The following is a 22,525-nucleotide window of genomic DNA, read 5'->3' as shown; positions in this document are numbered from 1 at the left end:
CTCAACTCAGCACATGATCATGTGCTGCGGCGAAGTCCAGCAGCCGCGAAATCACCCGCTCCGGCAGCGCCCATAACATGTCATGCCCTGCGCCGGAATAGATTTCGACATCAGCCGAGGGAATGAGACGTCGCACCAGGCCCGCCACACCGCCGGCATCATGCACCACCGTTTCAGCACCGAACAACACCAGCATCGGTGCGGCGATGGCGGCGAAACGCTCCGCCCCGACCGGCCGCGCCCAAGGCATACCGGGCCGAAACTTCACGCTCGCCAGGATCAGGTCCCACTCCTGATCGGTGGAGTGAATCCCAGGCTGCAGCCATTGGTTGAACTTCTCCATCTTGGCGCGCGTCGGCCGCATCCCGGCGGCCAGGAATTTCAGCAGCACCCGCCAGGGCGGCGTGGCGAAGGTGGCCGGAGCGGGCTCCAACAGGCTCACACTCGCCAGCCGATCGGAATTATGCACCGCCACAACGGAACTCAGCCATGCCCCCGCCGAATACCCCGCCAGGTGAACTCGGTCGACACCGAGTCCGTCGATCACCTCGACAACCCATTGGGCGATATCGGCCTCATCGCGCACAGGCGCGGTCTGCGTGCTGAGCCCGGGCCATCCGATGACATCGCTGGCGTACACCACTCGATCGCGCGCCAATTCTGCGATGAAGGGCTGCCAGAACAACACATTGCCGAACATTCCCGGGAGCAGCAGAAGTGGGAGCCCCGCACCCTCCCCCGATTTGCGCACTCGTGTTGTGCCGAAAGATGTTTCGATCTCGAGATCGGTGAACGGCACCGGCCACTGCGCTGCCAGCGCTTCGTAGATACCCTGATAAGTCCGCTCCGCCTCGGCGTTCGCGAACCGCCCAACCTTCGGCACGATCTCCCCTTTCCAACCTTGGTGGCATGAACGTACCACGTAAATGGTATGCATGTACCACCAAAGGAGTGGAGGTCAGCGGCGGTGGCGGGGGTCGATGCGGTGGGGGTCGAAATTTTCGGTGGGGAAGTCGTCGGGGCGCAATTTGGGGCGGGGTGGGAGTTCGGTGTGGTCGCTGGGCCAGAAGCGGCTGGCGTATTGGCCTTGGATGCGACTGAGGTCGGGTTCGTCTATTTCGGTGATGCCCACCTGGAAGAGCATGATCATGGTGACCATGCTGACCGCGATGATCAGAGGCGTCAGGAGTTGGTTGGCTTGGGCGCCGGCGGGGGCGTGCATATGCTCGGCGACATGGGCGTGCATGGCGAACATGCCGGTGTAATGCATGCCGCACACGGCGATTCCCATGATCAAGGCCGCGCCGATGGTGGCTGCCAGGCCCTGGACATGGAGGGCGAACCAGAGGGCGGCCGTGGCGGCGACGATCGCGATCACCAGGGAGGCGAGCACCACCCATGGGTCATATTGAACGGAGACATCGGTTTTCATGGCGTACATGCCCGCGTAGTGCATGGCCGCCACGCCGAGGCCGGTGATCGCGCCGCCGGTGATCAGGGCGAACCATTCGCCGCCGCGCCGGTGCACCACGATCGAAAGACCAAGCCAGACAACGCCCATGGCGATCAACGCGCTCAGCACGGTCACCGGGACGTCGTAGCGGATGGTGGCATCACGCACCGAGAAGCCCAGCATGGCGATGAAGTGCATGACCCAGATTCCAGTGCCCCCCAACGCGATTGCCCCGGTAATAATCCAGCCGCGATGCCCGGCCTGACGGCGCGCGCGAACCATGCAGCGCAATGCCAGCAACGAGCCGATGACGGACATGAGATACGCGAGCGTGGGGGTCAACCAACCATAGGTGAACTGGTCGATTTCCAGCATGCGGGCTCCTTGCCAGAAGACTGCGCTTCAGCAGATGCATCGGCGACTGTGGCGAACAGTAGCCAGGAAACACCAGGTAGTAAATTTGCAGCAGCACAATCCCGGAAAGTAGCTGAGGTTTGCTGGAGCACGATTTCGCAGGCAAAACGGGGTGTGAGACAGGACACAACAGGTTTCCGTAGGGCGTATGGACTCCTTGACACGAGACGGTTTCAGCAACCCGCCGGATAGCGCTGTCGCACAGTCGATCAGAAGTCGATCGACCTGCGCGGCGAGCGCTCAGGTCTTCAAATGCGCGAGTGCGGCTTGTAGGCGGTCGATGAAGGATTGTTGTTGGTCGGCCAGGTGGGGGTGGTCCTTGGCGAATTCCTTCCAATCGGCGCTGTTGTCCAGGCCGGCCAGGAAGTTCGGGAGCCACGCACCGTTCGTTTCGCGGGTCAGGACGGTGGCGAGGAGGTCGTAGGGGAGGCGGCAGTTTTCGGCCAGGAGGACCGCGTCGTAGAAGTCTTTGCCCTGGGGATGCATGTCGGTGGTGAGCCACAACAGTTTCCAGGCGAGAGAGAGCTCCGGGGTTGCGGTGAGGAGGTGGGACGGCGCGGCGGGGTGGCAGAGGTTGGGCAGGTCCGACCAGACAGCGGGCTGGGGGATTGTCTCGTTGAAGACGAAGTCGAGTTGGACTGTGCCGGAGGGGATATCGGGGCCGGTAGCGGTCCAGGGTAGGACCAGTCGGCGGCCCGGGACGCGATCGTAGGTCCAGATGTTGTCGGAGAGTGCGCCTTCCGCGTGCAGGTGGACCATGCTCTCGGGTGTGAGGGAGGCGCGCTCGGCACGAACGGCGATATCGCCGAACATGTCGTCGGTGGCGGGTTCGTCGACCTGCCAATTCTGTGGAAGCACAATGAAATCCACGTCACCGGGCTGTCGGGCCGCCGACCCGTACCAGGCACTGAGCAGTACGCTGCCGCGCAGCATCAGTTGCGATGCCCACAGCGAATCCGCGACGGCCGCGAGGACATGGTCGATGGCCGCACGGCGGGCGTCGAACCAGGCGGCACCGCGCTCTGGATCGGCGAAATGCGGTTCGCTCAAACGCATTCCGTAGGAGTACTCCGCCACGGCCGGATCGAAAACCGGATGCTGCACAACGCCCTCCCCCGCGACCGGGGACAGGGTGCGCGGCAGGCCCTTGGCAGCACGAACCTCCTCCGTCGGCGGATCGGTCGGGACCACCTGTGTAGGCCGCCACGGACCGTGCCTCAACTCCTCCCAAGGCGTGACAGTCACGGCAACTCCCCCTTCTCATCGATCCAGCCCGCGTCCACGGATTCGTCACTGTCGAAGACGACGAATTCGCGTTCGACGGAGAGTATTTCGTAGGGCCCGCCCGCCAGATCCGCCGACAGCGCGGCGAGTCGGGCGGCGGCGGTCGGCTCACCGACCGCGCGGCAGCGTTGCGTCACGAAGCGCTCCGCGCGGCGATCCGACCGGACACGCCGCGCATTCGCGGACAGATAGGCGGCGTGCGCGATGGCGATCGCGGTGAGCAGCGCGGAATCGACATCGGTTGCGAGCAACAGCTTCACATGATGCTCGAAGTAATAGCTCGAGCCGAGTGCCACCGCGGCGGTATCGGTGGCGGGCACCCCGATTGTCCAGGGCGTGGACTCGATCTTCGTACGCAGCAACGGAAATCCGGCCCCGGTCATGCGGGCCACCAGCTCGGCCACCGAATCCCGCACGGACGAGAAGGTTCCCGAGTATCGCGCCGTCAACATCGGCTGATCCCGCACCCGCCCACGCGCCAGCCTAATGTGCGTGAACTTCAGATCCTGTGCCACGGCATGCCGTTCGAGCGCCGTCAGACTTGTCTCGTCAGCTACGCGAACGGTCAGATGCGCCTCGAAATCGCCCTGGAATATCGGTGGAGCTGTCATCACGACCATATGCTCGCAAATCGAATGCTGCCGCGTCGCGCGAGTTTTCGCGCAGCGGCAACTACGAGTTGACAGAAAACCGCCGGGCAATCCTCGAAAGGACTGCCCGGCGGTGCGAATTCAGGTTGCGGGGCCGATTACCAGCCGCGCTCGGCGAGGCGGTGGGGCTGAGGGATGTCTTCGACGTTGATGCCGACCATGGCTTCGCCCAGGCCGCGAGAGACCTTGGCGAGGACGTCCGGGTCGTCGTAGAAGGTGGTCGCCTTGACGATGGCGGCGGCACGCTGGGCGGGGTTGCCCGACTTGAAGATGCCGGAGCCTACGAAGACGCCCTCGGCGCCGAGCTGCATCATCATGGCGGCGTCGGCGGGGGTGGCGATGCCGCCGGCGGTGAACATGACGACGGGGAGCTTGCCGGTTTCGGCTATCTCGCGGACCAGCTCGTAGGGGGCCTGCAGTTCCTTGGCGGCTACGAAGAGCTCGTCCTCGGACAACGAGGTCAGGCGGCGGATCTCGCCGCGGATGGTGCGCATGTGGGTGGTGGCGTTGGAGACGTCGCCGGTGCCGGCCTCACCCTTGGAGCGAATCATGGCCGCGCCCTCGGTGATACGACGCAGGGCCTCGCCCAGGTTGGTGGCGCCACAGACGAAGGGGACGGTGAAGTTCCACTTGTCGATGTGGTTGGCGTAATCGGCGGGGGTCAGCACCTCGGACTCGTCGATGTAGTCGACACCGAGGGACTGCAGGATCTGCGCCTCCACGAAGTGGCCGATGCGGGCCTTGGCCATGACCGGGATGGAGACCGCGGAGATGATGCCGTCGATCATGTCCGGATCGGACATGCGGGAGACGCCGCCCTGGGCGCGGATATCGGCGGGCACGCGCTCGAGGGCCATGACGGCGACGGCACCGGCGTCTTCGGCGATCTTGGCCTGCTCGGCATTGACGACGTCCATGATCACACCGCCCTTCAGCATCTCGGCCATGCCGCGCTTCACGCGCGCGGTGCCGATGGAGGGGGTGGTGTCGGACGAGGTCACGGCAAACTCCTGATCATCTGGGCAAATAGAATCGCTCGGGGTCGAACACAACGATTCTAGGCCCAGCGATCAGGCCACTTCATAGCCAGTTGGACACGACTGGACTGCTTGCGGTTTCCCGCGTAAGCCAGATCACAACGAATGGCTATCGCGCCGCAACAGGAGACGGGTGCGGGACCGAATCCATGAACCTACGGGCTGGACGTCCCCAGCGGATTGATCACCAGCATGGTCGACCAGTACTCGGCCGCCGACTCACCCAGATACGGCACCAGAAAGTCGTAGAGCAGATAAGACACGAGATCCATCACCTTCCACACTCGGTTCACCGCATACGCGCCAAACCGCCTCGACCCTAACCGAGATCGGCATACGCCACATCTCGATGATGCGATTGCCCCGTCGGGCACAACCGGAAACCACCGGCAACCGATCCAATCGAAACTCCGAACCTGTTCCGCACCAGGCCAGTTGCACTTCCCTCGCGATCGAACCAGCCATGACTACAGTGTGTAGTAATTGCGATTATGAGGTTCCCGTGCAAAACGTTGACGTGATTGCCCAATTCTGCGCTGCGACAGCCGCCGCTGATGTGGACGCGGTGCTCGAAACCCTGGCGGTCGACGCGGAACTCGTCTCGCCGCTGGCCGCACGGGCGGTCTTCCGCGGCCACGACGATCTACGCGTGTTGTTCTCCGCGTTGTTGCCCGCACTGGCCGACTTCACCTGGCAACACCGGGTCAGCGATGCGGGCACCACGGTGGCGGTATCGCAGGCACGCGTATTGGGGGTACGCCTCGGCGACGCCATGCTGATCGAGCAGAACGCCGACGGCCGCATACAGCGGTTGACGCCACACCTTCGCCCCTGGCTGGGTTCGACAATGCTGGCAGTTGTGCTGGGCCCCAAGCTGATCCGGCATCCCGCGGTACTGCGCCGCGCCGTCCGAGCCGGCTGAGCACTCCCTCCTGCCACGCATCCGGAGAGTTCGAAAACCGGTTGCCCACAATCATTTCAGCATCGAAGATCGAATTCGATGAGTAATGAAATGGAAGACGCCTGGCAGCTGCTCGCGGAAGGCGATGTGCCGGGGACGGTGCGGGCACTGCGGTTCATCGCGGAGACAACGCCGGTCCGCGAACTCGCCGAGATCACGAACTCGCTCGCCCGCGCCGTGGAATTCGAGGATCTGGCTACGGCCGCCGCAGCGGTGGGTGCGGATCCCTCGGACTCGAAGGCGTTGACGGCGCTCGGATACGAGTGCATCGAGCGGGGTATCTCGTTCCTGGCCATTCCGGTACTGCGCGAGGCGCTTCGGCTCGAGCCGGAGTCGAGTATGGCGCGGGCCGAGTTGGTGACCGCGTTCGAGGATGAGCATCGGCACGGTGAGGCCGTCGAGGTGCTGTTGGCACACGAATCGATGCTGCGGGCTTGGCCGGAGCGGTATCTGCTGGTCTACAACTCGATACTGTCCGGCCAATTGGAGCGTGCGGAAACGGAATTCGCGAAACTGCCGCCGCCCGAGGATGAGCGGTGGTTGTTCGCGCGCGACCGGGTCGCGGGCATGCTCACACGTGGCGCGGCGGCCGGGGCGGTCGCACCGCTGGATTGGAATGACCTGCGCGGCTGGCACTTCACGCTGACCGGGGGTTATCTCGGCACGCTGTCGCCGTACGGGTTCACCGCCGGGATGACCGGGCGCTGGGCATATCTCGGGGACAACCCGGAGCTGTGCCGGTACAGCCTGGATCGACTGGCGTCGATACTGAATGCAGCTGGGCGGCAGCCACATTCGGTGTCCTTGCTGCCGGGACGCTCCGATCGGATACTCGGGTTGGCCGCGGCCCAGTTGCTCGGCCTGCCCACCCGGCCGTATGCACCGGAGAGCACCGATACCCTGGTCGTGGCCTACGACCTCGCCGAGCTCGACCAGGATCTGGTGCGCACACTGAATCAGCGGGCGGACGGGCAGATTCTGTTCGAACACGCCACCTGTTGGACGCGGCCACCGGCCGTCAGCGCGGATATCAGCGGTCTGCTCGTTCAGCGGATCACCGCTCCATGGGAGCCCGGCCTGCGCGTGGATGAGCAAGCACCGCAGGCGGATTCCCGGGCGGAGGCCGAGATCGCCGAGGAGATAGTGCGCGCGGACGGCACGCCCGATACCGGGGATGGTGAGACACCGCCCGATACGGACGACAGCTTCACCGCCTTCGTCGCGGCCACGCGGGACACCTGGCTGCGCGGTCCGCGCACGCCATTGAATTCGCCTGGGCCCGTGGGGAGTTCACGCTTCTTCTGAGAGAGTCATGCCGTAATGCCGGGGAGCGGCTACGCACGTACGGGTACACGTGGCGGCGGGCCGTCCGGGATCAGCTTGCGCGGGCAGCCTTTTCGGCGTAGCGGAGTTCCATGCTCACCGGCATCACCCCGACTTCCAGCGCCGTGCGCAAGCGCGGGACGGCCTCGCCGAGAATACGACGGCGCAGGGCGGTGATATCGGCACCGGGCTCGGCGGTGACAATCAGGTGCAGGTCGGGGGCGCGAGCTGGGCCGGTCAGCACCGCCGACACCGAGCGGACATCGGAGTAGCTCTCGATATCGGCCGAAACCGCCGCTGCCGCAACGGAGGAGTCCAACAGGGTGGCCCCGGCCGAACTTCCCGTCGCGAGCTCCCACTCGACCGCGCGCGGCAGCCGGAACACCTGCGTGAGCAGCCAGCGCAAGCAGAGCAGACCGACCATGACCGCTCCGACCGCGATGAGGAGCAATACCCAGCGCGGCGGTGCGCCGGTTCCGGGCGTGAGCGCGTCAGCGGCGTCGACCCAGCCGAGCCGCCCTCGATTCGCGGCCACCGCATAGCCGCCCGCGACCAGGAGCAGCAGACCCGTCAGCGCCAGCAGCGCGCGATTGAGCCGCGCGGGACGATTGAGCTCGGGCATCTATCCCTCCCCTGTCCGATGGGACCGCAACCGCGTCCGCAAGGTTTTCGGGCGCGTAGCCGGGGCGATCCGGTCCAGCGCGCCGGTCACGGCCTCCCGCATCGCAGTGTGCACCCCGTCGGATTCGGTTCGTCCGGTACCGCGGTGCCGTTCGCGCCGACGATCTCGCCGATCTCTTCGTAGCTGCGGCCGTGCACCTCGCGCAGCAGCCAGCAGGCCCGCTGTTCGGGAGTGAGTTGCCCCAGCGCCACGGTCAGCGCCTCCAATTGGCTGTTGACCTGTACCGCGTGCTCGGGTCGCGTTTCGATGCGCGGGGATTCGGTGGCGTCGGGGTCGACATCGGCCGGAAATTGCCGCGAGCGCAGCAGATTCAGACAGCGATTGGTGGTCATGCGGTAGAGCCAGCCCGCGAAGGCGGCGTCGTCCTGTAATTGGCCGATGCGCCGCCACGCGGTCAGGAAGACCTCCTGCACGATGTCCTGCGCCTCGGCGCGATCGGCCAGCATGCGTGACGCCAGCCGGAACATCTGTCCTTCGTAGCGCAGGACCAGCTGTTCGAAGGCGCGAATATCGCCGTCACGCACCCGCGCGGCCAGGGTGGCGTCGTCGGGCGTGATCGTGAGTGCCGCCTCGGGCATGGGCACCGCACCTCCTCATCGCTTCGAAGAGATAGACACCGGCGTTCGGAGATCCTCACGAAGCAGTATGAGTGATGGTTGTCTCAATGTTTGCCGAGTGACGAATCGCCGATCCGGAGTGTCCTTGTTCGAATGCGCGAGATGCGCCCGGCGCTCAGCCCAGCGAGTACACGTACCTGCTGGTCGGCACCAGATCGAGATCCAGATGGGCGCCGAAACGCACGACACTCTCCATCATGAGGGCGGCCCGGCGCTGGAGTTCGGCATCGTCGTCGCCCGCGCCGTAGAAGGCGTGCGCACTCGTCATGGCGGCCATGGGGAAGAGCTCTTCGACGAGGGCATCGACGCGCCTGCCCTCGGTGATCGGCTCCAGAACGGTGTTCTGGACATAGCCGAAGGTGTCCTGGGTGTCGATGGCGACCTGGGTGTGCAGGTCGTGCCAGCGGTGCAGCCACTCCTCGCGAGTGAGGTCGGCGGGTATGCGCAGCAGGGCGATATTCGCCAGGGCGTCGGTGCGGACGCCGTTCTCCACCTTGGGCGGGACGATCGGGGTGCGCTCGTCGACGATCCAGCCGTTCACCTCATCGGCCACCGAACCGAGTGCGGCGGTAATGGATTCGTGCCCGCCGCGGGTGCGCACGCTGACAATCGCGTCGATGGGCTGCTCGTAGGTCGAGTGCCGGACCGGCGCGGCCGCGACATCGGAGTCGCGGACGTTCACCTGCCACTCCGTGGCCCCGATATCGGCCAGCCGGTGCCGCAGTTCGGCGGCGTGCAGCCGCTCGTCCAGATCCGCGCCCCACAGGGCGTACATCAGCTTCATTGCCGTCCTTCACCGATCTCCGTTTGACCGGCTCACCGTAGCTCCGGGAGGCGGTGACGGCCGGGCGTTTCGGCACACCCGTCCCATCCAGCGGACTCGACCGGCTTCGGGTACCCGGGGAGGGCGTTTAACGAAGAGTCAGCGAATGGAGCGGACTTCCGGATCGATATCGCTGTCCGCGGCGCTGATCGCCTCGCCGAGCAGTTGGTCCAGATGGTAGGGGTACACGGTCTCACCCGAGTTGTCCATGGCCGCGATATCGGCCGGCGTGCACCATTTATTGCCGGTGATGGAACGCCGCTCGATGAAATCGAGTTTCGCCGGATTGGGTTCGAAGTTCTTTGCCCGAAGCGCGAAGAACAATTCTTCCGAACGAATCAGCTCGCCGTTGAATGGAAACACCGCCACCCGCCGCCACAATGGCCCGCGCAAGGCGGAAGAGTCTGCCGGATAACCGGTTTCCTCATAGAGTTCCCGGATCGCGGCTTCGCGCAATGATTCTCCGGGATCGACTCCGCCGCCGATGGTGAACCAGAATTCAACGTCCGGGACCTTCGGGTCACGTCCGCGCAATAGCAGGACGCGATTGCCTTCGTCCAGCAGCACAATTCGCGCCGACGTGCGCACGGTATCCACGTCGAGCCCGGTGGAGGCCGCGGCCGTTACCCGCTCGGCGATCTCGAAATAGGTCGGCAGCGGCGCGGTACCGCCCAGGTGCAGGATGCGGACCAGGCGGCGAGTGCGCAGCGCGAGGGTGTCACGGACCGCGTCATTGTGGAAGCGGCGGGCAATCAGTACTCGCGCCTCGGCATCGGCGAGTTCGGCCACCAATTGCGGCGGCAGCTGATCGATATCGACCGCGGAAAGCGCTGCGGCCAACTGGTTTTCCACCGTCTCACGGTCCTGCCAGTCGGCCCGCTCGGCGCGATCGGCGAGCGCCGCCAAGCGGCGTGCCTGTTCGATATGTTCGGGTTCGGCGTCGACGCCGAGCATGGCGGCGACCGATCGTGCCACCACCGCGCGCCGGGCCAGCGCCGCGTCCAGGGCGTGCCGGGCCTGATCGGTGCGCACGTGCAGCCGGTCCAGGCGATTGGCGGTGGTGTACGCCCAGACACCGATGGTGATGACAATGGCCGCGATTAAGGTGAGAACCAGAATCGTGGTGGCGGAGAAGGTGATCATCCGGCGGTCCTGACGCGCATATCACCGACGGTGACGGTCTCGTAGACGCGCAGGATCTGCTCGGCGACGACCGGCCAATCATATTCGCCGACAACCTGATTCGCGGTGCGGATGAGATCGTCGCGGCGGCCGGCATCGGTCAGCACGCTGTCCAGGGCCGCGGCGAGCAGATCCGAATCACCAACCGGGACCAGCATGCCCGCGGTGCCGTCGCGCAGTACGCGGCGGAAGGCGTCGAGATCGCTCGCGACCACGGCGGTTCCGGCGGCCATGGCCTCGACCAGCACGATACCGAAGCTCTCGCCGCCCAGATTGGGGGCGCAGTACACGTCGGCGCTGCGCATGGCCGACGCCTTCTCCTGATCCGAGACCTGGCCGAGAAAGCGCAGGTGTGAAGCGTTTTTACCGGCTTCGCGGCGCAGTCGCTCCTCATCACCGCGCCCGACGATCAGCACCTCGATATTCGGATGCCGGCGCACCAATTCGGGCAGCGCGCCGAGCAGCACATCCATACCCTTACGTGGCTCGTCATAGCGGCCAAGGAACAGAACCGTGCCACCCTCGCGCGGATAGCCGTTCAGTAGTGGGGCGTGCGCGAACGCGGGAACGTCCACGCCATTGGGGATTTCGACGGCATCCCCGCCCAGCGCCTCCACCTGCCAGCGGCGCGCCAGCTCCGAGACCGCGATCCGGCCGCTGATCTTCTCGTGGTACGGCCGCAGCACACCCTGAAAAGTGCTGAGCACCAATGATTTCGTGGTCGAGGTGTGGAAGGTCGCCACGATCGGGCCTTCCGCGATCTTCAATGCCAGCATCGACAGACTCGGTGCGTTCGGCTCGTGAATATGCAGTACATCGAAGTCGTTCTCGGCGATCCAGCGCCGGATACGCGAATAGGCGGTGGGGCCGAAGGAGAGTCGCGCGACGGACCCGTTGTAGGGAATCGCGACCGCGCGACCGGCGGAGACCACATAGTCGGGCAGTGGGGTGTCATCGGCGGCAGGGGCGAGCACACTCACCTTGTGTCCGCGCTCGATGAGCACCTGCGCGAGTTCGACAACATGTGCCTGCACCCCGCCCGGAACGTCGAACGAATACGGGCAGACCATGCCGATTCTCATAGCGCGCCGTCTCCCCTGTGCCCGTTCGCGTCGGTGTCGGCGCCGGGCGGCTGATTCCCCATCTTGTGCTGTGCCGCGGCAATGCGATCGAGTCGCGATTGCGACAAGTCACTCTCCCACAGCGGTTGCAGCATGTGCCAGTCTGCGGGATGTTCGGCGATATTGGCCGCGAATCGATCCGCCAGTAGTTGGGTTGCCGCGGCGGTGCCGCCCGAAACATCCAGCGCCGCTTCCGTCTTGAAACCCCAGCCTTCGCGGCCCCGCGCATCGGTGGTGTTCCAGCAGTGCACCGGGATGAGCGCCGCACCGGTCTCGATCGCCAGTTTCGCCGGGCCCGCGGGCATCCAAGTGCGTTCGCCGAAGAAGTCGACCGGCACACCCTTCCCGGTGAGATCACGCTCGCCCAGCAGGCATACCACTCGGTTCCGCCGCAGCCGCTCCGCCAACTGCGGGAACGGCGGCTGCTCACCGCCGGTGAGCGGGAACACCTCGAAGCCCAGGCTCGCCCGATACTCGACGAAGCGCTCGAACAGGGATTCCGGTTGCAGCCGCTCCTGGACCGTGGTGAAGGGACCGTGGTTCTGCACCAGCCACACGCCGGCCATATCCCAGTTGCCCGAATGTGGCAGTACCGCCACCGCACCGCGACCGGCGGCCAGCGCGGTCTCGAGATGCTCGACCTCGTTGACGAAGAGTTGGCCCGAGCGCACCATCTCCGCGTGGTCCATACCGGGCAGCCGGAATGCCTCACGCCAGTAGCGGGCGTAGGACCGCATGCTCGCGCGCACCAGATCGTCGGGCACTTCTTCGGGCGTCGTGCCGATCACCCGGGCGAGGTTGCGCCGCAACTGATTCGGCGTTCCGGCGCGGGCCCTGCGATCGGCCTTGCGGGCGGCGGCATCGGCTCCGGCGTCGAATGCCTTGCGCGCCATACCCTCCGGAAGTCCGCGCACCAGCGCCCAACCGGCCGCGTACGCCTTCTCGGTCAACGCGGACGTGAAAGAGGTGCTCACCGCTGGGGTTCCTCCGGCGCCTTCGCCACAGTGGCGATAATGTCGCGTGCGCCAGGCGAATTGCGCACGGCCAGCACCCGCTGGAAGACGGTGACAATGCTCAGCACCGCCAGAATGTAGATGGCCACGTACACCGCGTAGGTGAGCCAGTCGATCTCGAAATAGCCGCCGATACCGGTCAATCCGGTACCGACCAGGCCGATGACCAGACGGTCCGGGCGTTCGATGATCCCGCCGTCGGCTGAGAGCCCGCTGGCCTCCGCGCGCGCCTTGGCATACGAGATGACCTGCGAGGTCACCAGTACCACCAGGGTCGCAGCGAACAGCATCTTGGAGTGTTCGTGGTAGACCGCCCACCAGGCCAGGCCGCCGAAGATCGCGCCGTCCGCCACCCGATCACAGGTGGCGTCAAGTACCGCACCGTATTTCGTGCCGCCGCCGCGAGCGCGGGCCATCGCGCCGTCCAGCATGTCGAACATGACGAAGAGCCAGATCACCATGGTTCCCCAGAACAAGTGACCGGACGGGAACAGCGTCACCGCCGCCGCGATCGAGGCGGTGGTGCCGATGAGCGTCATAGCGTCAGGGGTCAGCCCGGTGCTCACCAGTGCTTTGCCCAGGGGCGCAGTCGCTTTGGCGAACGTCTCGCGACCGAAGAAGCTCAGCACGCTATTCGGATTCCTTCCGTGCCTTGCGGAACACCCGCACCCGGTCGGCTTCGATGAGCCGCTGCGCGATTGTCGCTCATCTACGCCTCCTTCCAGGCCTCCGCCAGCAACGCCCGCGTTTCCCGCAGCAGCTGTGGCATCACCTTCACTCCGCCGACGACGGTAATGAAGTTCGCATCGCCACTCCAGCGGGGCACGATATGTTGATGCAGGTGATCGGCGAGTGAACCCCCGGCAACGCCACCGAGATTCAAGCCGACATTGAAACCCTCCGGCCGCGAGACGCGCTTCATCACGCGAATCGCCTGCTGGGTGAAGGCCATCAGCTCGGTGCTCTCGTCGAGGGTGAGGTCCTCGAGGTTCGCTACGCGACGGTAGGGGACCACCATCATGTGACCGGGGTTGTACGGGTACAGGTTCAGTACCGCGTACACCCATTCGCCGCGCGCGATGACCAGGCCGTCCTCATCGGACATCTCCGGGATATCGGTGAAGGGATGGCCGGTCTTCTTGGGCGCGTTCGCATCTCGCTCCGCGGTCGCGCCCGTGATGTAGGACATGCGGTACGGCGTCCACAGCCGCTGCAGCCGGTCGGGTTCCCCCGGGCCGCGGTCGATGATCTGCTGCGGTGCCGAATCTTCAAGCCCCGCAGCATCTTCGGTGAGGCTGCCGGGCACCGTACGTTCGCTCATGCCCTACCCGTTCGTCTTCTCGAAACGCGCCGCGGTCGGAGAGTCGTTCTCGCGGTGCGCGATCCACTCGATGATGGTGGAGATCGCCTCGGCGACCGGAACACCGTTCACCTGGGTGCCGTCGCGGAATCGGAAGCTGACCGCGCCCGCCTCGACATCCTTGGCACCGGCCAGCAGCATGAAGGGGACCTTCTGCGCGGTGTGATTGAAGATCTTCTTCTGCATGCGGTCGTCACTGCGGTCGACCTCGGCGCGCACGCCCTGATCGCGCAGCGATTCGATGACACTGTCGAGGTGCTCGACGAAGGCGTCGGCGACCGGGATACCGACCACCTGCACCGGCGAGAGCCAGGCCGGGAACGCGCCCGCGTAATGCTCGGTGAGCACGCCGAAGAAGCGCTCGATGGAGCCGAACAGCGCGCGGTGGATCATGACCGGGCGGTGCTTCTGACCGTCCGTGCCGGTGTACTCCAGCTCGAAACGCTCGGGCAGGTTGAAGTCCAGCTGGATGGTCGACATCTGCCAGGTGCGGCCGAGGGCGTCCTTGACCTGCACGGAGATCTTCGGGCCGTAGAAGGCCGCGCCGCCCGGGTCCGGCACCAGGTTCAGGCCGGAGTCGGTGGCCACCTTGCGCAGGGTTTCGGTGGCTTCCTCCCACAGATCGTCGGAGCCGACGAACTTCTTGGGGTCCTTGGTGGAGAGCTCCAGGTAGAAGTCGTCGAGGCCGTAATCGCGCAGCAGGGAGAGCACGAACTGCAGCGTGGAGGTGAGCTCCGCGTGCATCTGCTCCTTGGTGCAGTAGATGTGCGCGTCGTCCTGGGTCATGCCGCGCACGCGAGTCAGGCCGTGCACGACGCCGGACTTCTCGTAGCGGTAGACCGAGCCGAATTCGAAGAGCCGCAAGGGAAGTTCGCGATAGGAGCGGCCGCGCGCACGGAAGATCAGATTGTGCATCGGGCAGTTCATCGGCTTGACGTAGTAGTCCTGGCCGGGCTTGCGGACGGTGCCGTCCTCATTGAGTTCGGCGTCCAGGTGCATGGCCGGGAACATGCCGTCGCGGTACCAGTCCAGGTGGCCGGAGACCTCGAAGAGATGACCCTTGGTGACGTGCGGGGTGTTGACGAACTCGTAGCCCGCGGCGGTGTGCCGCTTGCGGGAGTAGTCCTCCATCTCCTTGCGGATGACGCCGCCCTTGGGATGGAACACCGGCAGGCCGGAACCCAGCTCGTCCGGGAAGGAGAACAGGTCCAGTTCCAGTCCGAGCTTGCGGTGATCGCGCTTCTCGGCCTCTTCCAGCAGGCGCAGGTATTCGTCCTGGGCCTCGGTGGATTCCCAGGCGGTGCCGTAGATGCGCTGCAGGTCCTCGCGGCTCTGATCACCACGCCAGTAGGCGGCGGAGCTGCGGGTCAGCTTGAACGCGGGAATGTACTTGGTGGTGGGGATGTGCGGGCCGCGGCAGAGGTCGCCCCACAGCTTCTCGCCGGTGCGCGGGTCCAGATTGTCGTAGATGGTCAGCTCTTTGCCGCCGACCTCCATGACCTCCGGATCGTCGATACCCGACTTGTCGGAGATGAGCTCCAGCTTGAACGGCTCGTTGGCGAGCTCGATGCGCGCGGCCTCGACATCGGTGACGCGGCGCGAAAAGCGCTGCGCGCCTTTGATGATCTTCTTCATCCGGGATTCCAGCTTGGCCAGATCCTCCGGGGTGAAGGGGCGCTCGACCTGGAAGTCGTAGTAGAAGCCGTCCTTGATGAACGGGCCGATACCGAGCTTGGTGCCCGGGAACTCCTGCTGTACGGCCTGGGCCAGCACATGCGCGGCCGAGTGCCGGATGACGCTGCGGCCGTCCTCGGAGTCCGCGGTGACGGCTTCGACCTCGACATCGGTGTCCGGAATCCAGGACAGATCCTTGAGGTTGCCCTCGTCATCCTTGACGACGATGACTGCGTTCGGCCCCTTGCTCGGCAGGTCGGCCTCGCGCACCGCGGCACCCGCCGTAGTCCCGGCCGACACCCGGACGAGGGCGACTGGGCTCTTCGGGGCTGTGGTGGTCACGGCTGCGCACTCCTTGGCATTGTCGTAGCGCGGGAAATCCCCGCGATGTCTGGCCGGTCCATGCTATCGGCACGCCGGTGACCGCGTGCCGATGGACCGGGTGCCGGGGTGTCAGCCCCTTACGGCAGTGGACGAATTACCGCGCGGCCAACTCCGCGAGCAGTGCTTCGCGCTGGGCCGCAGGACGTTTCGGACAGCTCGTACACATCTCACAACCGGGCACCTCGAACACCAGGCAGCAGGAGATGCGACGCACAAAAGTCCGCCCGCCGACATCACTGAAACGAGGTATCGGCAGACGGCCCGAAACCTCCCTGGCCAGCGCCGATCCCGTTTCCTGCGCGCCCGCGTCGAGGGCTCGGTTGCCGATGGCGTCGGCGACCACGGCCCATAGCGCGGCCACTCCCGCGCCGGAGGCTTCGCCGACTACGGGGATGACAGCCGACAGGGTGTGCCGCAGGGCATGACCAACGGATTCGGCGGGCCCGGGCGGGCCGACTGAGTCGATCAAGTCCGTGCCGAGCGCATCCGAAGGTGTGGCGGGCTCGCTCGAGTTCGCGCCAGGTTGGTCCGACTGCACGCCGGGTTCGGTCGAGTGCCTGTCGAGGGCGGCCGCGGCGGACTCGAGGTCGCACATGGCGAGTACCCGCTCGACTCCCCCGTCCGGCCGGATCTCCAGCCCGATGTTCTCCAGCGCCGGATCCATGGCGGGCAATCCGGCGGCGTGCGCGCTCACGATCGGGTCCACCAGTGATGACGCGGCCATGCACCACCACAGCGTCCCGGAGACCCGCGAGTCCCCGGTCCCCCAGGAAATGCCCATATCGGATATCCGCTCGGCCAGCCACTGCCGGTCGAGTAGCCGGGCACCCGGCACCACATTCATCCGAACGGGAGGCTGCGCAACCATTTCCATTGGACTCCGATCCAGCCGCCACCACAGGGGCTCATAACCAGGATGTCACCGCGAGGCCGCCACGTCCGCCCGCAGACGGCCCCACCTTAAGCGGGACTCTACGACCGCCCCCGCAGGCGCGCGAGAGCCGCCCCGAAAGACCCGGTTTCCGGCCCGCTGTTAATAGGGGTCTCCCCCCGAGTCGATACATCATTCGGCACCCGCGTCGTCCGACCTGAGAGGTATCCGAGGGACTACCCAGGGCTGATGCAGGGATTCGGATTCGAGCGCTGAATTCCTGTTGCGGTCCGCAGGAACCTCACAGCCGCAACGGATCCGGCGCACAGCCTCCGGCGTGAGGGTTATGCAAGCGGATGTCGCCGCGTGAACTCGATGCACCTGGTGAATGGGAGAACACAGTGCCCGCAATGTTTCCGACAGTGTCCGTGACGTCTTCGCCCGAGCCCGCGAAGTTTCCATTCGCCGCGCGCTCGGCAGCAACGCAGGCCGTGCGGGACTGTGCGGGCTTCGGATGGGCGGTCGAGGCGACTTCCGAAGGTGTGCAACTGGTCACCGACCACCGGATCGCGGCCGTAGAGCTCACCGGGCCGCTGGCCACCGCCGTACGACGATTCCTGCGGGCGAACAATCTCTCCGGTCCGGTGATCGAAATCCGCGACTCACAGCGCCGCGAAATCCACTTGGTGGTCGGTGCGGCCAAGGCCGCCAAGGCAATCGCCATGCTGCGTGACGCGGGTGCGATCGTCCACACCGACGGCGCGACAGTCCCCCTCCCGGTCGCAGGTGGTGCGACGGGCTGGGGAATCGCACCTGGTGAGTCACGCTGGGTGCCGCCGCTCGTCGCGATCGCCGCTGCGGTACGAGCCGCCGTCACCAACGACCGCGCACATTTCCGATCCGTCGCCTGCTGACCGCAGGCTGATCCGACTCGAAGAAAGCGCGGTCGGGGTTCGGAATCCAGCAATCGGCAGCGAGGTCGTTGTTGTAGTTGTCGCGGAAGTGAGCGATCAGGCTCGGTAGGCCGGGGTGGGTGTTGGTGGTGTCCCACAGCAGGGCATGCGGGTAGGCCGGGGTGGGGTCGACGATGGGTACACGTCGAATGTGTGGATGCCACGGAACGGCGAAACCCTCGCCGCTGAAGGTGGCCAGGGTGTCCGATGCGGCTATTCGTTCGACGAGCAGTTCGATGGGGGCGGGTCCGTCTGCCGAGTCGGAGTTGCCGAATACTTCCGGCCGCTGTGTCGTATCGATGGCGATGCCGCTCATTTCGCTGAGATCCCGGTAGTAGTCGGACCATTCGGAGGGGACCGCGGCACCGGGCACCCAGACGTTGAATTCGCCGATATCGCCGAGACCGACCGCCGACCGCCCGGCCAGGGGATGATCGCGCCCGACGAGTAGGTGCAGGGGCTCCAAATAGGCTGGGACAGCATCGATCCCGTCGGGCAGCGGGCGAGGGCCGCCACACGCCCGGGCGAAGGCTACATCGGCACGGCCGCTCAATAACGCGTCGCGGGAGGTGACGAAGGCGTTCGACAGCACGATTTCGGTGTCGGCGCCGGGATGGCGATCGAGGTAGAACCGCAATGACTGCATCGCCGCCTGCCGCTCGCCCAGCACGGCAATACGCAACGGTCCCGGGTTATCTCGCACCGCCATGATCGCCTGGTCGGCTATGACCAGCAGCGATCTGGCGTGCGGGAGCAGTCGAACCCCGGCGACGGTCGGCACGACCCCTGCGGGTACCCGATCGAATAGCGTTGCGCCCAACTGGGTTTCGAGCTTGGCGATACGTTTCGAAATCGCCTGCTGACTCAGGCCGAGCAGGTCGGCGGCGAGGCTGAACTGCCGCTGATCCACCGTGGCGACGAACGCTCGCACCGCTGCCATATCCAAATCCGCCATGGTTCCTCCGAGTACAAACGGTGGTTGTGCACTTTCGCGTGTTCCTTGTTCGACCGGCCAGGATCAACCGAGCATGGTGATCCTATGACAGGCGCGTCTTTCGTCCATCTGCACAACCACACCGAGTACTCGATGCTCGACGGATTGGCGAAAGTCGGCCCGCTGTTCGCCGAGGCCGAGCGGTCGGGCATGCCGGCGGTCGGGATGAGCGACCACGGCAATATGTACGGGGCCGCCGAGTTCTTCCGCCGGTCGCAACAATCAGTGGTCAAGCCGATCATCGGGATCGAGGCGTACATCGCGCCGGAATCCCGGTTCTCCGGCAAACGGGTGCGTTGGGGAGATCCTTCGCAGAAGGCGGATGACGTATCAGGGTCGGGCGCCTATCTGCATATGACGATGTTCGCCGAAAACGCTGTCGGACTACGGAATCTGTTCCGGCTGTCCTCGCTGGCATCGTTCGAGGGGCAGTTGGGAAAGTGGCCGCGCATGGATGCCGAGCTGATCGCCGAACACGCCGCCGGCATCATCGCGACCACGGGCTGCCCGTCCGGTGAGGTCCAAACCCGTTTGCGGCTGGGGCAATTCGAGGCGGCCTGCGCCGCAGCCGGTCGATGGCGGGACATCTTCGGTCCGGAGAACTTCTTCCTCGAAGTAATGGATCACGGCCTGACAATCGAACGCCGGGTTCGCGAAGATCTACTGGCGGTCGGCAAGAAGGCCGGGTTGACGCCGTTGGCGACGAACGACTGCCATTACGTACTACGCGAGCACGCATCCGCACATGAGGCGATGCTGTGCGTACAAACCGGTAAGACGCTCTCGGACCCAGCCCGGTTCCGATTCGACGGGGACGGTTACTACCTGAAGTCGGCGGCCGAAATGCGAGCGCTGTGGGATGACGAGGTTCCCGGAGCCTGCGATGCCACTCTCGCCATAGCCGCACGCGTCGAGCCCTACGACGTGGTGTGGGAGTTCCAGGACCGGATGCCGGTGTTCCCGGTGCCCGACGGCGAAACCGAGGATACGTGGCTACGTCGTGAAGTCGACAAGGGGCTGCGCTGGCGTTTTCCCACCGGGGTTCCCGAGACCTACCGTGAGCGTGCACATTTCGAGCTCGACATCATCCGCGACAAGGGATTTCCCGCGTACTTTCTGGTCGTAGGCGACCTGGTGACACACGCTCGCCGAGTGGGGATCCGGGTGGGGCCGGGCCGAGGTTCCGCAGCGGGCTCGCTGGTCGCCTATGCGCTGGCGATCACCAATATCGATCCGATCGAGCACGGCCTGCTGTTCGAGCGATTCCTCAACCCCGAACGACCATCCGCACCCGATATCGATATCGACTTCGATGATCGCCGACGTGGCGAGATGATCCGGTATGCCACCGAGCGCTGGGGTGCCGACAAGGTCGCACAGGTCATCACCTTCGGCACGATCAAGACCAAGGCCGCGCTGAAGGACGCGGCGCGAGTCCATTTCGGCCAGCCCGGTTTCGCGATCGCCGACCGCATCACCAAAGCGCTGCCGCCCGCGGTGGCCGCCAAGGACATCTCGGTGTCCGGCATTACCGACCCGGCACACGAACGCTACGGCGAAGCCGCCGAGGTACGCGCGCTCGTCGACGGCGACCCGATTGTGCGCCAGATCTATGACACCGCAGTGGGATTGGAGGGGATGGTCCGCGGCGCCGGAGTTCACGCGTGTGCTGTCATTCTGTCTCGGGACCCGCTGCTCGATGTCGTCCCGCTGTGGAAACGCCCGCAGGACGGGGCGATCATCACCGGCTGGGATTATCCATCGTGTGAATCCATCGGGCTGCTCAAGATGGACTTCCTGGGCCTGCGCACGCTGACGGTGATCGGGGATTGCCTGGACAATATTCGCGCCAATCGCGGTGTCGATATCGATCTGGATACCCTTGTGCTCGACGATGAAGGCACCTACGCCATGCTCGCTCGCGGCGACAATCTCGGTGTGTTCCAAATGGATTCGGCGGGCATGCGTGAACTGCTGCTGCGGATGGCACCCACCGAATTCAATGATCTGGTGGCCTCCAATGCGCTGTATCGCCCAGGACCGATGGGTGTCGGCGCGCACTGGGCGTATGCGGACCGCAAGAACGGACGGGAAGCGGTCACCCCGATTCACCCCGAGCTGGACGAATCGCTCCGCGACATTCTCTCCGAGACCTATGCGCTGATCGTCTATCAGGAGCAGATCATGCAGCTTGCGCAGCGAGTGGCCGGATACTCGCTGGGGCAGGCCGATCTGCTGCGCCGCGCAATGGGCAAGAAGAAGCCCGAGGTACTCGCGATGGAGTTCGAGAACTTCCGAAAAGGCATGCTGGACAATGGCTACGGCGATGCTGCGATCACGGCGCTGTGGGAGGCCGTGCTCCCGTTCGCGGGTTATGCCTACAACAAGTCCCATGCCGCCGGCTACAGCCTGGTCATGTATTGGACCGCCTATCTGAAGGCGAACTATCCCGCCGAATTCATGGCGGCCCTGCTCACCTCCGTGGGCGATGACAAGGACAAGTCCGCGATCTATCTCGCCGACTGCCGCAAGCGTGGTATCCGTGTGATGCCGCCGGACGTCAATCACTCCGTCGGCACGTTTTCCTGTGTGGCAGACGATATTCGGTTCGGACTCGGTGCGGTCCGCAATGTCGGCGAACCGGTGGTGGAAGCCATTGTCCGCGCACGCAACCGCGGGGCCTTCACGAGTTTCTCCGACTTCCTCGCGAAGGTCGATGCCGTCGCCTGTGGCAAGAAGGTGGTCGAATCACTGGTCAAGGCGGGCGCTTTCGACTCACTCGGCCACCCTCGGCACGGTCTGCACCTGATTCACGGCGATGCCGTCGACGCGGTGATGACGACCAAGAAGGCCGCGGCGCGCGGCCAATTCGATCTGTTCGCTGCTGATTTCGCCGAGCCGGACACCGCCGTCTCGGTATTCGACGTACCGGTGCCGAACCGGGAATGGGATCGCGGACAACTTTTGGGGTTCGAACGAGAAATGCTGGGCTTGTACGTCTCCGGACATCCGCTCGACGCTGTGGCCCACCTGCTCGCAACACGCTGTGACACCTCGATCTCGGCGCTCACCGAAACGGCAATTCCGCACGGATCCCGGGTCGTAGTGGGCGGCATCGTGGCCGCGATCGATCGGCGCGTGAACAAGAAGGGCGATCCGTGGGCGATCGTGCGATTGGAGGATCTGGACGCGAGCATCGAGGTCCTTTTCTTCCCAGCCGCGTTCGCGCACGCGGCCTCTGCGCTGACCGAGGACGCCATCGTTGTGATCACCGCCCACATCAGTGTTCGAGACAATCGTCTGTCGGTCCTCGGCGATCAGATCACGGTTCCCGATCTGGCCGGATTGTCGGCAGAACAACCGTTGACCGTGACCATCCCTGTCTCCGCTTGTACGCCACACAGTGTGCGCACTCTCCGCGAGACCTTGCAGCGCCATCCCGGCGGGACGGCGGTCCGCATCAACCTGCTGGGTAAGGCGGGTCCGCGATTGCTTGCCGTCGACGCCCGATTTCAGGTCACCACATCACCGGCGTTGATGGGTGAGCTGAAAGCGTTGTTCGGTCAGTCCTGCCTGGCGAGCAGTGCGAACCGAGTGATGACCTAGTGGGTCGATTCCAAAGTTGTTGGGCGGTATGGGTTTCTGGTTGAATGTGGGCCGTGCGAGCTGCCCCTCTGGTGTTGCGTGATGGCGATCGGGAGATCTTGGCGGGCTGGATCCGGTCGAGCA

Annotated in this window: 20 protein-coding genes; 4 read left to right on the top strand and 16 right to left on the bottom strand. The window is 65.2% G+C overall.

Features of this window, described 5'->3' with window-relative positions; all coding sequences use genetic code 11:
- Position 1: 1 nt before the first annotated feature.
- From GFY24_RS37705 to pdxS, 5 genes are all read right to left on the bottom strand, one after another.
- Entirely contained in the window at positions 2-883 is an 882-nt protein-coding gene (locus GFY24_RS37705) for an alpha/beta hydrolase (RefSeq protein WP_309231816.1), read from the bottom strand.
- Between the two features lie 75 nt (positions 884-958).
- Positions 959-1,828 carry an MHYT domain-containing protein gene (locus tag GFY24_RS37700; protein WP_153809906.1) on the bottom strand — a complete coding sequence of 290 codons (870 nt, stop codon included), beginning with the start codon at positions 1,826-1,828 and terminating at the stop codon, positions 959-961.
- Between the two features lie 279 nt (positions 1,829-2,107).
- Positions 2,108-3,112, bottom strand: a complete 1,005-nt coding sequence (locus GFY24_RS37695; protein WP_153809905.1) for a nucleotidyl transferase AbiEii/AbiGii toxin family protein — start codon at positions 3,110-3,112, stop codon at positions 2,108-2,110.
- Positions 3,109-3,765, bottom strand: a complete 657-nt coding sequence (locus GFY24_RS37690; RefSeq protein WP_228567047.1) for a hypothetical protein — start codon at positions 3,763-3,765, stop codon at positions 3,109-3,111. The genes GFY24_RS37695 and GFY24_RS37690 overlap by 4 nt, the downstream gene beginning before the upstream one ends.
- A 134-nt stretch (positions 3,766-3,899) precedes the next feature.
- Positions 3,900-4,802, bottom strand: a complete 903-nt coding sequence (pdxS, locus tag GFY24_RS37685) for a pyridoxal 5'-phosphate synthase lyase subunit PdxS (protein WP_309231815.1) — start codon at positions 4,800-4,802, stop codon at positions 3,900-3,902.
- 538 nt (positions 4,803-5,340) lie between these two features.
- Between pdxS and GFY24_RS37680 the strand changes: the two genes are divergently transcribed.
- A complete protein-coding gene (locus GFY24_RS37680) occupies positions 5,341-5,760 on the top strand; it encodes a nuclear transport factor 2 family protein (protein WP_309231814.1) in 420 nt (139 codons plus the stop codon).
- Between the two features lie 78 nt (positions 5,761-5,838).
- A complete protein-coding gene (locus GFY24_RS37675; RefSeq protein WP_153809902.1) occupies positions 5,839-7,104 on the top strand; it encodes a hypothetical protein in 1,266 nt (421 codons plus the stop codon).
- Between the two features lie 70 nt (positions 7,105-7,174).
- Here GFY24_RS37675 and GFY24_RS37670 read toward each other — a convergent pair whose 3' ends face one another.
- From GFY24_RS37670 to GFY24_RS37625, 10 genes are all read right to left on the bottom strand, one after another.
- The gene (locus GFY24_RS37670; protein ID WP_153809901.1) at positions 7,175-7,744 is read right to left on the bottom strand and encodes an alkaline shock response membrane anchor protein AmaP; all 570 of its coding nucleotides are present in this window, start codon (positions 7,742-7,744) and stop codon (positions 7,175-7,177) included.
- Positions 7,745-7,830: 86 nt separating this feature from the next.
- Positions 7,831-8,382: an RNA polymerase sigma factor gene (locus GFY24_RS37665; protein WP_153809929.1), complete on the bottom strand. Its 552-nt coding sequence runs from the start codon at positions 8,380-8,382 to the stop codon at positions 7,831-7,833.
- A gap of 154 nt (positions 8,383-8,536) precedes the next feature.
- Positions 8,537-9,205 (bottom strand): EthD domain-containing protein, encoded by a 669-nt coding sequence (locus GFY24_RS37660; RefSeq protein ID WP_153809900.1) that lies wholly within the window; start codon positions 9,203-9,205, stop codon positions 8,537-8,539.
- 138 nt (positions 9,206-9,343) lie between these two features.
- On the bottom strand, positions 9,344-10,384 hold the full coding sequence (locus GFY24_RS37655; protein WP_309231824.1) for an NUDIX domain-containing protein: 1,041 nt from the start codon (positions 10,382-10,384) through the stop codon (positions 9,344-9,346).
- On the bottom strand, positions 10,384-11,508 hold the full coding sequence (locus GFY24_RS37650) for a glycosyltransferase family 4 protein (RefSeq protein WP_153809898.1): 1,125 nt from the start codon (positions 11,506-11,508) through the stop codon (positions 10,384-10,386). The genes GFY24_RS37655 and GFY24_RS37650 overlap by 1 nt, the downstream gene beginning before the upstream one ends.
- Positions 11,505-12,521 carry a phosphatidylinositol mannoside acyltransferase gene (locus GFY24_RS37645; RefSeq protein ID WP_309231813.1) on the bottom strand — a complete coding sequence of 339 codons (1,017 nt, stop codon included), beginning with the start codon at positions 12,519-12,521 and terminating at the stop codon, positions 11,505-11,507. The genes GFY24_RS37650 and GFY24_RS37645 overlap by 4 nt, the downstream gene beginning before the upstream one ends.
- Positions 12,518-13,189, bottom strand: a complete 672-nt coding sequence (gene pgsA / locus GFY24_RS37640) for a phosphatidylinositol phosphate synthase (RefSeq protein ID WP_309231812.1) — start codon at positions 13,187-13,189, stop codon at positions 12,518-12,520. Before pgsA ends, GFY24_RS37645 begins: the two co-directional genes overlap by 4 nt.
- Before the next feature lie 80 nt (positions 13,190-13,269).
- Entirely contained in the window at positions 13,270-13,881 is a 612-nt protein-coding gene (locus GFY24_RS37635; RefSeq protein WP_153809897.1) for an HIT domain-containing protein, read from the bottom strand.
- 3 nt (positions 13,882-13,884) lie between these two features.
- A complete protein-coding gene (thrS, locus tag GFY24_RS37630; protein WP_309231811.1) occupies positions 13,885-15,936 on the bottom strand; it encodes a threonine--tRNA ligase in 2,052 nt (683 codons plus the stop codon).
- A 136-nt stretch (positions 15,937-16,072) separates the two neighbouring features.
- Complete coding sequence (locus tag GFY24_RS37625) at positions 16,073-16,846, bottom strand: (2Fe-2S)-binding protein (RefSeq protein WP_228567046.1); 774 nt, start codon at positions 16,844-16,846, stop codon at positions 16,073-16,075.
- A gap of 425 nt (positions 16,847-17,271) precedes the next feature.
- Here GFY24_RS37625 and GFY24_RS37620 point away from each other — a divergent pair, with 425 nt between their 5' ends.
- Positions 17,272-17,763 (top strand): hypothetical protein, encoded by a 492-nt coding sequence (locus tag GFY24_RS37620; protein WP_309231810.1) that lies wholly within the window; start codon positions 17,272-17,274, stop codon positions 17,761-17,763.
- On the opposite strand, the gene GFY24_RS37615 is transcribed toward GFY24_RS37620, so the two are convergent.
- Positions 17,723-18,757: a LysR family transcriptional regulator gene (locus tag GFY24_RS37615; protein ID WP_153809894.1), complete on the bottom strand. Its 1,035-nt coding sequence runs from the start codon at positions 18,755-18,757 to the stop codon at positions 17,723-17,725. The genes GFY24_RS37620 and GFY24_RS37615 overlap by 41 nt on opposite strands.
- 84 nt (positions 18,758-18,841) lie before the next feature.
- On the opposite strand from GFY24_RS37615, the gene dnaE reads away from it, so the two are divergent.
- Complete coding sequence (dnaE, locus tag GFY24_RS37610; protein ID WP_153809893.1) at positions 18,842-22,402, top strand: DNA polymerase III subunit alpha; 3,561 nt, start codon at positions 18,842-18,844, stop codon at positions 22,400-22,402.
- Positions 22,403-22,525 lie beyond the last annotated feature (123 nt).

The sequence above is a fragment of the Nocardia sp. SYP-A9097 genome, assembly GCF_009649815.1.
In the GTDB taxonomy this organism is placed as follows: domain Bacteria; phylum Actinomycetota; class Actinomycetes; order Mycobacteriales; family Mycobacteriaceae; genus Nocardia.
This window is presented reverse-complemented; position numbering and strand designations above follow the sequence as displayed.

What these genes read in the sequence shown, in the direction of transcription:
- GFY24_RS37700 (WP_153809906.1), bottom strand. Translation starts at nt 1,828, where the DNA reads ATGCTGGAAATCGACCAGTTCACCTATGGTTGGTTGACCCCCACGCTC.
- GFY24_RS37675 (WP_153809902.1), top strand. Translation starts at nt 5,839, where the DNA reads ATGAGTAATGAAATGGAAGACGCCTGGCAGCTGCTCGCGGAAGGCGAT.
- GFY24_RS37670 (WP_153809901.1), bottom strand. Translation starts at nt 7,744, where the DNA reads ATGCCCGAGCTCAATCGTCCCGCGCGGCTCAATCGCGCGCTGCTGGCG.
- GFY24_RS37665 (WP_153809929.1), bottom strand. Translation starts at nt 8,382, where the DNA reads ATGCCCGAGGCGGCACTCACGATCACGCCCGACGACGCCACCCTGGCC.
- GFY24_RS37660 (WP_153809900.1), bottom strand. Translation starts at nt 9,205, where the DNA reads ATGAAGCTGATGTACGCCCTGTGGGGCGCGGATCTGGACGAGCGGCTG.
- GFY24_RS37650 (WP_153809898.1), bottom strand. Translation starts at nt 11,508, where the DNA reads ATGAGAATCGGCATGGTCTGCCCGTATTCGTTCGACGTTCCGGGCGGG.
- GFY24_RS37635 (WP_153809897.1), bottom strand. Translation starts at nt 13,881, where the DNA reads ATGAGCGAACGTACGGTGCCCGGCAGCCTCACCGAAGATGCTGCGGGG.
- GFY24_RS37625 (WP_228567046.1), bottom strand. Translation starts at nt 16,846, where the DNA reads ATGGTTGCGCAGCCTCCCGTTCGGATGAATGTGGTGCCGGGTGCCCGG.
- GFY24_RS37615 (WP_153809894.1), bottom strand. Translation starts at nt 18,757, where the DNA reads ATGGCGGATTTGGATATGGCAGCGGTGCGAGCGTTCGTCGCCACGGTG.
- dnaE (WP_153809893.1), top strand. Translation starts at nt 18,842, where the DNA reads ATGACAGGCGCGTCTTTCGTCCATCTGCACAACCACACCGAGTACTCG.